This window comes from Nodosilinea sp. LEGE 07088 (genome assembly GCF_015207395.1).
In the GTDB taxonomy this organism is placed as follows: domain Bacteria; phylum Cyanobacteriota; class Cyanobacteriia; order Phormidesmidales; family Phormidesmidaceae; genus Nodosilinea.
The window spans coordinates 1-9,913 of the sequence record NZ_JADEWX010000194.1 but is presented as its reverse complement, the minus strand read 5'-3'; the positions used below and the strand labels follow the sequence as shown (position 1 = coordinate 9,913).

Here is a 9,913-nt window from a genome sequence, read left to right as displayed (position 1 = left end):
CCACCTCCCCATCTCTCGATTCCCCCACCGTGGTTCAATAGAAACTGTAGCTGTTATGGAGAGTAGAAACTATGGGCGGTGTAGTGGCCTACGTCGGTTTTTTGTCGGTCATGGTGGGCACGGCCATGGGCCTGTACTTTGGCCTCAAGCTGGTCAAGTTGATTTGAGTGCTGCCCTAGCGGCCAGCCCCCCCATGCCCTGAATAATGCCCAGCATGAGCCAGCCGAGGATGTTGATGCGGGCGTCATAAAAGGCCAGGTCAAAGATAGAAAACGCGACTGTGCCGCCAAACCCGGTCAGGTAACCGGCCAATAAAGCCGTGCTATCGGTAGCCAGTGGGTGCCGCAGTAGGGCATGGGTGCTGTGGCCAACGACCCAGCCCACCACGGCTGTAAACCCGACGGCCATCGGCACGCCGGCCTCCACGGCTAGCATGAGCCAGAGATTGTGGGCATGGGGCAAGAAATCGTTAACCACCGGAAAGTCAGCCGGGTTGTAGAGCTGCTTAAAGGTGCCCAGACCACTGCCAAACCAAAAATGCTGGGGAATCATATCGAGGGCAATGTGCCAGATGCTAAACCGCAGAGAAACGGTGGCAAAGGCCTCGCCCAGGGTGCGCCCGCCGATGCCCCAGATTAAAGCACTGACGGTCATCAGCGCGATCGCCCCCAGACCCGCCCAAAAGATGTATCGATAGGGCCGTAGTAACCCGCCAAACAGCAGCAACTGGAGGCCAGCAATTAACAGACCGCTGCGCGAGCCAGAGCAAAAGATGCCCACCAGCACCAGGGCAGTGGCACCGCCGAGCCATAGCCCCTGACGCCTCAGCCCAGGTCGGCTGAGGTAATGGGCACAGAGACCCAACCCCAAGCCAAACACAATGACCATGTAGTTGGCCAGGGCATTGGGGTGGCCAAATACGGCACTGGCCCGATGGCCGTAGTCGGTTTGGGCGTATAGCCACTGTAGACCCGGGTGATTGCCCCAGCGGCTGAGGCTGCTGGGGGCCCGTAGATAAAATTCGGCGATCGCGGCCAGGTTGATCGGCACCGTGGCCACCAACAGCGCCACGCCCCAATGTCTCAAGACGCGGAGAGGCCGGGCCACGGTCGGCAGGGCCACGGCAACCGCCGCATAAAACACAAAAAATGGCACAAAATTGAGCGCCTGTACCGCCGACTCCCCCGGAGCCTGGGACAGCACGACATTAATCCCAAAGCCCAGGGCCAGCCATACCCAGCCTTGGCGATACAGTATTTGCCCAATCTCTCGACTCCAGCGGTGCAGGCTGGCGATCAAAAAGCTCCCTAGGGTGATAACGGCCCCATAGATGAAGTAGGGCAACACCACTAAACTGGTCGAGACCAACCGCTCTAGGGTAAACCCACCTACCCCAACATTTTTTCTGCTAGTAGGCTCCATCGCCAGTCAAAACCACCCAAATTGTTCTCAGCAAAATGTAAATATCTAACCACACCGACCAGTTTCTGACGTAATAGGCGTCCAAATTAACGCGCTCATCGTAGGACACGTTATTGCGCCCTGACACCTGCCAAAGGCCAGTGATGCCCGGTAATACTTTAGTGTAGAGGCCATACTTTTCTGCATATCGAAAAATTTCTTCTTCAACAATGGGGCGCGGCCCCACCAGACTCATTTCACCCCGCAGCACATTCCACAGCTGGGGCAGCTCATCTAGGCTGGTGCGCCGCAGAAATTGGCCAATGCGCGTGATGCGAGGATCGTAGCGAAGTTTGTGGTCTCGACTCCACTGCGATCGCAGCGCCGGGTTGGCCTCAAAGTACCGCTCTAGCACCTGGTCGGCGTTGGGCACCATCGTGCGAAACTTCCAGGCCACAAAGGGCAGGCTGTTTTGCCCGAGACGGTGATGACCATAAAACAGCGGCCCCGGCGAGTCTAGCCTGACCAACAGGGCGATCGCCGCCAGCAGCGGCAGCAACAGAATCCCGACGATCACGGTCAACCCCAAATCTAGCAGGGTCTTAATTAACCTTGGCCCCGGTAACAAGAGCTGCTGACGAATTTCCAGCCCCAAAATTCCCCCGAGATCTTTTGAGCTGACCCAAAGACTCGCGACCCCAAACAGGTCAGGAATCATCAGCAGGTGCGGAAACGTGCGGCCATACTGCTCTAGCAGACTCAGCAATTTCTCTCGCTTTACCCCCGGCATCGCCACAATGGCGTAGTGAATATCGTGGCGATGGGCCAGCTGGGGAGCCATCGACAGCGGCCCCAAAATCGGCACCCCAGCAAGGCTGTCGACCCGAGGGGGCTGATCGTCTAGCACCGCCACGGGCTTAAACCCAAAATTGGGCTGGTTTTTAAGGGTTTTAACCACCAGCTCCCCGGTGCACCCTGCCCCTAAAATCAGCACCTGGTAGCCCCACCAGGGATACCGAGCAAAGATTTGTCTGGCCAGCAATCGCCCCAGTAGCACCATGCCGAGAGACAGTACCCAGGCCAGCAAAAATACGCCCCGAGAATAGGTCTCACTCTCGCGGGTTAAAAACAACCCGGCCCCAAGCACCAGATAGGTAAACGTGGTGTAAAGACAGACCCGCCGCAGTTCATCCACCGGGCTCAGCCCCACCGCTGGGTACAGCTCTGCTGCGGTATAAGCCAGCAAAAATAGACCTACAAACGGCCATAGCGGAGCGTACAGTGCTGCTTCATATTGGCCACCCCAGGCTAAACGTAGGTATACAGCCGCCACCCCAGCCAGGGTCAACGCCAGAAAATCAGACAGGCCAAGAATGGCAACCATCGGTAAAGACCGGGTTGACATCCGTAACGACACCATAATGGGCCGTACTGAGCGTTCTAGAGGAAACATAAATTTCCCCATGACTCCTTTAACACCGACACTACTCTAATTCATCCCCCTGCTGAAATTTCAGCCACTTCTGCGCCAGATAGTGGTTAAGCTCTTGGGAAAATCTTGGCTCAGAGAAGGTTTCAGCCTGACAACGAATTGTTTCAGGGTCAAATTCTGCCCGGTGCTGGTTAAAGTGGGTGACGGCTTGCACTATGTCATCAACGGTTTGGTGCTTAAACAACACCCCGGTTTTGCCATCCACAACGGTCTCAGCACAGCCCCCCCGGCCATAGGCAATGACCGGGGCTCCGGCAGCCTGGGCTTCAACGACAGTAATGCCGAAATCTTCTTCAGCCGGAAAGATAAACCCCCGGCAGCGTTCCATATAATCTGACACCACCGCATCGGTGGGGTTCCTCAAAAAGGTGATGTTGGGGCGGGCCTGCTGTTGGAGACTCGCTAGGGCTGGCCCATCGCCAATCACCACCAGGGGTAACCCCAGTTGGTTAAACGCAGCTACGGTGAGGTCTACCCGTTTATAGGGCACACAGCGCGACACCGTCAGAAAAAAGTCTGCTCGCGGTTGCTGCCAGCGAAAGCGATCGATCGCAACGGGCGGATAGATCACCGTAGCCGGGCGGCGGTAGGTTTTCCAGATGCGGCGAGCAACATAGCGGGAGTTGGCTACAAAGCAGTCGACTCGGTGGGCGGCGGCCAGGTCCCACAGCCGCAGGTAGTGCAAAATCAGCCGGGTGAGGGCGCTTTTAACGCCGCTGGTGAGCCCCGCCTGCTGAAGGTACTGCTGCTGCAAATCCCAGGCGTAGCGAATGGGGGTGTGGACATAGCTAATATGGAGCTGGTGGGGGCGCGTCAGCACCCCTTTGGCGACGGCGTGGTTACTGGAGATCACCAGGTCGTAGGCCGACAGATCAAACTGCTCGATCGCCAGGGGCATGAGCGGCAAATACTGCCTAAAGTGGCGTTGAGCCCAGGGCAAGTTTTGTATGAATGAGGTCTGTAACCGAGTGCCAGGAGGGATTAGGGAAGCGGCCTCAGGCTCTAAAAACTCAACCAGGCTAAAAAGGTCGGCCTGGGGACAGACTTTCAACAGCTGTTCGACAACTTTTTCTGAACCGGCCCGACTGACGAGCCACTCGTGCACCACCGCTACAGCGGTTGGTAAAGCTTCTGATGACATCAATGCAGGGGGCGGAGAAAAGGGTAAGAGCGCAAGCAGGGAAAACCATCGCGATGACTAGCCCTATGAACTAGCTAGCCAGTCAGCTTCATCCCTCGGCTTTGAGCTCTCCGGTGGCGACTTTGTCGGATACCAGCTGCCGCACCAGGGCTAGCTCTTCGTAGGTGACTTTGCCGTCGGCGCGCATGGCGGCGATAATGGCATCGCGCTCAGCTTGGGTCAGCACACCATCGGCGATCGCCCGCTCAACGATCTGCCGCAGATTTTCTAGCTCCTGCTGCTCTGCGGCGCTCATTTCGTTAGCCATGGAGACTGCTCCTTGCGATAGTCACGCTCCAATCTTATCAGGGAGCCTCTCCGCCACAAAATTTGGCCGGAGCTGGGCAGCGTTATTTGCAGGTGCCAGAGCCAGTAATACCGGCGTAGTCGATGGCGATCTGGGAGCCCTGGGTGGGCTCGCCCCCCGACAGGTCGATGATCTCCACGGGGTAGCTGCCGCCGTTGGGCGGGCTGGCGGTGCCTTGGTATAGGGGCTGCCCCTGGTTGCTGCTGCCCTGGCGACTGAGGGTGCCGTCGAAGCTGTTTTTGGTCTCCAGGTTGGTGAAACGCACCAGGTGAAAACCGTTGTCGTCGTAGAAAGCCGTGAAGGTCACGCTTTCCAGCAGCCCTTCGCAGGTGTTGCTTTGGTTGGCGCGCTGGGAAAGCGGGGTGGCTATCCCAGCGGTGTTGATAAAGTCGCCGCGAATCCAGCCTTCGGCCTGGGACTGGTCAAATTTAACGAAGTACCAGGTACCATCGCTGGCCTGGGCCGATCGCAGCAGCTGCACCGAGTCACCCACTACACCATAGCCCTTGGCCTCGGAGTCAGTAGTGGGCTCCGATCGCAGATTGATTTGGGCCCCGGGTTGCGATGCAATCAGCTGGGCCGTCTGGGGCGGGTTGATGGCCGTGCCAGTGCCGCCGACCCCAGGCTCAGGCGGCAGGGGGGCAGGGCTGGGGTTCGACGCTGGCGTCGAGGTCGCTTCGTCGGGGGCCGATAGGGTTGTTTCACCGACTTCGGGAGGCGGCTCCTCGGTCTGGTTGCGGCCCCAGCAGCCGATCGCCCCCAGGCTCAACACGCCGCACAGCCCCCATGCCATCCACCGGTTGCTGTTGACCATGACCAATCCCCACAGAAATCCTAGAAATCTAGCATACCGTTTGGCCTACCGTTCAAACCCTACCACAGCCCCCTCGGCGACTACGTAGGCCACCTCGTCTGCCGCTAGGGCAATATCGTAGCCGCCGGTAAATTCGCCAAAGGCGGGCAGGGTCAGGCGCTGATGCCGGGGCTGCCAGTGGAAACAGGGCAACCGCAGCCGATCGCACCCCCGATTGAGCCGCAGACAGGGGTGAATATGACCGCAAATATTGAGGCCATGGGTACCCTCGCCCGGTTCATGGCTGAGCAGCAGCCCCTCAACCTCGACGGCTTCGACAAAGCACTCCACCGAGAGCTGGCTGAGGGGATCGAGCAAATGGCGATCGTGATTGCCCAAAACCAACCGGGCGTTCACCCCAGTGTGGTGCAAAAACCGCAGCCAGCCATCGATTACCTCGTCGGCCATGGCGTCGCGCCCGTGAAACAGATCCCCCAAAATCCACAGCCCGGTGGGGTGGTAGCGATCGCACAACTGCTCTAGCCGCTGTAGGGTAGCCTGGTTGACCTGACTCGACACCGGCAAGCCATGGTGTTGAAAGGTTTCGGCCTTGCCCAGGTGCACATCTGACACCAGCAGCGCCCCCAGGGCCGGGCTGTAGACGGCCCGCTCGGGTAAGAGCTGAAGCTGAGTAGCGCCAACGGTTAGGGTTTCAACGACGGGCAGGGCAGAGGGCATCGACGGGGTGGCACAGAGATCTGTCTGCCAATGTAAGGTATTTGTAGCACCTGTGCCGCTCTAGACCCGCTGAAACCATGACCCAGGCTGCCCCATGACAAAAGCGCTGCTCACCTCCAAGCTGTGGCTAGGGGCCGGGCTGATATTGACTGGATTGCTGCCCTTGGCGGTTGACTGGCGGCTGGTGACGCGATCGCTCACCTACCCCACTACCCCGATCACCGCTACCGACTGGTATCGACCCCGGCAACTCGTCCCCGGCGTTGCCCCCCAGGCTCCACCGCTGGCCCTGGCTGCGACGACCGAGATTCCTCCCGAGGCCCTGCAAACGGCGCTGGCGTTTGCCGAGGCGCAGAACTCGGTGGCGCTGCTGGTCATGCATCGCGATCGCCTGGTGGTAGAGCAATACTGGCAGGGCCACCGGGCCAGCGACCCGGTCAACTCGATGTCGATGGTGAAAACCCTGCTGGCGCTGCTGATCGGCATTGCCATCGACGAAGGCCACATTAGTTCCATCGAGGCTACCGTAGACACTTACCTGCCAGAGTGGGCCAACGACCCCAGGGGCAGCATCACCCTGGCTGACCTGCTCTACATGCAGTCGGGCCTGCGCAACGACGATCGCACCGACACCCTGGGCTCCGACCTGGTCAAGCTCTACGGCGGCTCTGATGCCCAAAAGCTAGCCCTCAGCATTCCCCTAGAGAGCCCCCCCGGCGAGGTGTTTGACTACAGCAACTTCAACTCTCAGATTCTCAGCATTGTGCTAGAAAGGGCCACGGGGGTCGCCTTTGGCGATTACCTCAGCAGTCGTCTGTGGAGACCCCTGGGGGCAGGGGATGGTTTTCTCTGGCTCGATCGCCCCGGGGGCCGCGCGAAGCCGTTTTGCTGTTTTTTTGCCACTGCCCAAGACTGGGTGCGGTTGGGGCAACTGCTGCTCCACGGCGGCAATATGGGCGCGACCCAGATCATTCCCCCAGGCTGGATCGAGCAAATGCGGCAACCCTCCCCCCTAGAACCCACCTTTGGCCTGCATATCTGGCTGAAAGCTCGCACCAGCGACTACCCCCAGGTCAACCTGGCCTCGTCGGCCCCCTTTGCCGCCGCCGACATGTTCTACCTCGACGGTCGCCACCACCAGCGGGTCTACATCATGCCATCGGAGGAGTTGGTGATTGTACGCATTGGCGAAGAACCTCCCGCCTGGGATGACTCGGTAATCGTCAATGCGATCGTGGCGGGGCTGCGGGAGCGATAGGAGGCTGGAGACTATCCCATGGAGAGAGGCGGGGACGACTCCTCCAAAGCGAAATGGGCGAAATAGGCCAGGGGCAAAAAAGCTTTGGTTTTCCTTAAAGCTGTCTTTACCGATGCCGCGACATGGTTTACTAGCGATCTCTAGCGTTTACGGTGTGCCCTATGATGTCGAACCCTGAACCGCAGTTACAGTTGCCATCCCGAGTCCGTCGCCTGGTGCGGCGGGTTGCTATGATTGCGGCGGTAGGCTGCTCCTTAGGGTTGCTGGCCATGCGAGCGGGAGGCTGACACCTGCCCTTACCCTAGGGTCAATCTATGAATTTGCTCAAGCAGTGGGGTTTTACCCCCGACAGTTGGAAGGGGCAGCGGGGCGAGTACTGGGTGCTGGCCCAGTTGGCGCTGCTGGTGGTGTTTGCCCTGGTGCCCGTCTATCCCTCAGCGGCGCGAGAGTTGGTGCCGCTGACCGTGCAGTACGGGCTGCGGGGGGTGGCCAGTGCGATCGCGCTATTGGCCCTGGTGCTGCTGGGCAAGGGCCTGATCGATCTCGGCCCCAGCCTGACCCCCCTGCCCTACCCCCGCGACGACGGTGAGCTCGTGCAAACCGGGGTCTACGGCCTGGTGCGCCACAGCCTCTATAGCGGACTAATTTTAGGTACTTTCGCCCTCAGCCTTGGCCGGTTGAGCCTTAGCCATCTGGCCGTTAACCTGGCGCTGCTGGCCGTGCTCAATGCTAAGGCCAGCCAAGAAGAAGTTTGGCTACAGGCCCGTTACCCCGACTACAGCGACTATCGCCAACGGGTCAAAAAACTCATCCCGTGGGTGTATTAATCGAGGCTGCTCATCGGGGTTGCTCATCGGGGCTGCATTGGCAGATGCAATCAGGTCGAGGCGGTAGCTTCGGCTGCCGGGGGCACCGGGGCAGCGTTACCTGCCCTGCTGTGAACCACCAGCACGGAGCAGTCGGCATGGTGCATGACATAGTTGCTGACGCTGCCCAGCAGCAGTTCGCTCAGCCCCCGCCGCCCGCGACTGCCAACCATAATCAGATCGGCATTCCAGGAGTTGGCCACGCTGCAAATGGTGGCGGCAGGCTCCCCCGCCGCCTGGGAAAATTCGGCCTCAACCCCAACGCGGCGGGCTAACTCCAGTTCTTCTCGCAGTTGAGCGATGCCCTGGGCCTCAAATTCTTCCCAGCGTTTTTGGTAGAGTCGCCAGGTTGAGTCTTCGAGCACCGGATAGTAGGCCTGGTACGAACGAATGGGAATGCCAGGGCTACCCTCTTCGTAGGGTGAGAGAACATGTACCAGCATCAGGCTGGCCTCGGTGGCTTGGGCCAGATCGAGGGCTTTTTGAAAGATCTCTTGCCGATGGGCAGAGTTATCGAGCGCAACCAGAATTTTTTTGAACATAGCGGTGGGTCTCCTGTTTAGCAGGCCCGCATTTTAGGCTCTCTATTGAGGCTGCTGAGATGGAGCAGTAGAGTCACGGATGGAGCCAGGCCAGGGGCATGTGGCTACAGTTTTATTCTAGGAAACTGCGCCATCCCAGGCGCATCGTCGTAACAATGCCTTACCTGGGCTCACCCAGCGGCCATTAATTTTAAGCCAATCCTCACAGCGAAACATGGGGTAGTTTGCCTTAGAAATGATGGCGTCGGCCGTTAGCTCACTGAGGTGTTCGCAGGTCATAGCGGCTGCAATGGGTCAACAATGATGGGATCATGGCTCGCATTCATTGGCCGGGCAGTTGCCGACCAGGAGCCGAGCAGTTGCCGACCAATATAACGTTGAACAATGGCGTCCCTAGGGAACCACACCGGATGAAAGGGAACGATCGGGGGAAGACGAACTGTTGGATGAGTCAATGGCCTGCAGAAGCAAGTAATTGAGTAGGGTGCGCACGGCGATAATGGCGGCCAACCGGGCAATATCATCCCAGCGGCTGGAGATCATGGTTTTGAGAATGGTGGCCCCAATCAAAAAACTTAGCCCCAGCGAGAAAGAATAGCCCATGGCCAGACGACTGCGCTGAAAGGTATCGGGCGTCTGGGGGCCGAGGAGGGCGTCTTTGAGAAAGATCAACAGCGCCCGGGTAACGCCGATCGCAATGACAAAAAGGGCCAGCAGTTGGCACAGGCTGGTCAAAATACCGTTGAGTGAGCTCACCAGTGTCGAAATTTCGGTGCCGACGACATCTAGCGACATATTTGTTTGCCTACAACTGCTTGTCTAAAGTATGCCCCGAGACTGTGCGATCGCAGTACCCGGTAGTGCTGTCGTTGCCGCCAGCCCAGCGCCAACCCACCGAGTAGCGCCGCTAAGGGCAACCCCGGCTAGAGCAATGGGGCGAGCGTGGCCTGGGCAACTATCCAGAAGTTCATAAATGCCCTTTGATGTTACGGCAGCCGTAGTTTTGCCCAATCATATTCATTTTTTGTGGACGTTGCCCGACGGCAATTACTCAAAGCGGGTGGGCCGGTTAAAAGTGTTGTTTACTCGGATTTTGCGGGGTAGCGGTGCGCTGCCCCAGGATGTTTGCCTTTCGCGGCAGAGGCAGCGAGAAAGCGATGTTTGGCAGCGGCGGTTTTGGGAGCACACAATTCGTGATGAGGCAGATTGGGTGGGGCATTTGAATTATTTGCACTACAACCCGGTGAAGCATGGGTTGGTGCGGTGCTCGCACGAGTGGGAATATTCGAGTTTTCGGTGGTTTGTGGGGGAGGGAATGTATGCGGAGGATTGGGGA

13 protein-coding genes are annotated in these 9,913 nt (G+C 58.7%); 5 read left to right on the top strand and 8 right to left on the bottom strand.

Annotated features, from left to right (window positions below):
- Positions 1-71 precede the first annotated feature (71 nt).
- Positions 72-167: a cytochrome b6-f complex subunit PetL gene (locus IQ254_RS26660; RefSeq protein WP_193969186.1), complete on the top strand. Its 96-nt coding sequence runs from the start codon at positions 72-74 to the stop codon at positions 165-167.
- Here IQ254_RS26660 and IQ254_RS26655 read toward each other — a convergent pair.
- From IQ254_RS26655 to pdeM, 6 genes are all read right to left on the bottom strand, one after another.
- Positions 154-1,422 (bottom strand): O-antigen ligase, encoded by a 1,269-nt coding sequence (locus IQ254_RS26655; RefSeq protein WP_193969185.1) that lies wholly within the window; start codon positions 1,420-1,422, stop codon positions 154-156. The genes IQ254_RS26660 and IQ254_RS26655 overlap by 14 nt on opposite strands.
- Positions 1,409-2,854: an undecaprenyl-phosphate galactose phosphotransferase WbaP gene (gene wbaP, locus IQ254_RS26650; protein WP_193969188.1), complete on the bottom strand. Its 1,446-nt coding sequence runs from the start codon at positions 2,852-2,854 to the stop codon at positions 1,409-1,411. The genes IQ254_RS26655 and wbaP overlap by 14 nt, the downstream gene beginning before the upstream one ends.
- A gap of 31 nt (positions 2,855-2,885) precedes the next feature.
- On the bottom strand, positions 2,886-4,034 hold the full coding sequence (locus IQ254_RS26645) for a glycosyltransferase family 4 protein (protein WP_193969184.1): 1,149 nt from the start codon (positions 4,032-4,034) through the stop codon (positions 2,886-2,888).
- A gap of 88 nt (positions 4,035-4,122) precedes the next feature.
- Positions 4,123-4,341, bottom strand: a complete 219-nt coding sequence (locus tag IQ254_RS26640) for a hypothetical protein (RefSeq protein ID WP_193969183.1) — start codon at positions 4,339-4,341, stop codon at positions 4,123-4,125.
- Positions 4,342-4,423: 82 nt separating this feature from the next.
- A complete protein-coding gene (locus IQ254_RS26635; RefSeq protein ID WP_228041122.1) occupies positions 4,424-5,194 on the bottom strand; it encodes an SH3 domain-containing protein in 771 nt (256 codons plus the stop codon).
- Positions 5,195-5,239: 45 nt separating this feature from the next.
- On the bottom strand, positions 5,240-5,911 hold the full coding sequence (gene pdeM / locus IQ254_RS26630) for a ligase-associated DNA damage response endonuclease PdeM (protein ID WP_193969182.1): 672 nt from the start codon (positions 5,909-5,911) through the stop codon (positions 5,240-5,242).
- A gap of 94 nt (positions 5,912-6,005) precedes the next feature.
- On the opposite strand from pdeM, the gene IQ254_RS26625 reads away from it, so the two are divergent.
- The 3 genes from IQ254_RS26625 (at position 6,006) to IQ254_RS26620 (ending at position 7,996) form a co-directional block, all read left to right on the top strand.
- The gene (locus IQ254_RS26625; protein ID WP_193969181.1) at positions 6,006-7,169 is read left to right on the top strand and encodes a serine hydrolase; all 1,164 of its coding nucleotides are present in this window, start codon (positions 6,006-6,008) and stop codon (positions 7,167-7,169) included.
- A 161-nt stretch (positions 7,170-7,330) separates the two neighbouring features.
- Positions 7,331-7,456, top strand: coding sequence for a hypothetical protein (locus IQ254_RS32235; protein ID WP_255527035.1), 126 nt, complete (start codon positions 7,331-7,333; stop codon positions 7,454-7,456).
- A gap of 27 nt (positions 7,457-7,483) precedes the next feature.
- Complete coding sequence (locus IQ254_RS26620) at positions 7,484-7,996, top strand: isoprenylcysteine carboxylmethyltransferase family protein (protein WP_193969180.1); 513 nt, start codon at positions 7,484-7,486, stop codon at positions 7,994-7,996.
- A gap of 50 nt (positions 7,997-8,046) precedes the next feature.
- Here the strand turns inward: IQ254_RS26620 and IQ254_RS26615 are convergent, their stop codons facing one another.
- Both IQ254_RS26615 and IQ254_RS26610 read right to left on the bottom strand, forming a co-directional pair.
- Positions 8,047-8,577 carry a universal stress protein gene (locus IQ254_RS26615; protein ID WP_193969179.1) on the bottom strand — a complete coding sequence of 177 codons (531 nt, stop codon included), beginning with the start codon at positions 8,575-8,577 and terminating at the stop codon, positions 8,047-8,049.
- A gap of 393 nt (positions 8,578-8,970) precedes the next feature.
- Positions 8,971-9,372, bottom strand: coding sequence for a DUF1622 domain-containing protein (locus tag IQ254_RS26610; RefSeq protein WP_193969178.1), 402 nt, complete (start codon positions 9,370-9,372; stop codon positions 8,971-8,973).
- Between the two features lie 178 nt (positions 9,373-9,550).
- On the opposite strand from IQ254_RS26610, the gene IQ254_RS26605 reads away from it, so the two are divergent.
- The coding region (locus tag IQ254_RS26605) for a transposase (protein WP_228041121.1) at positions 9,551-9,913 on the top strand (363 nt) is incomplete at its 3' end.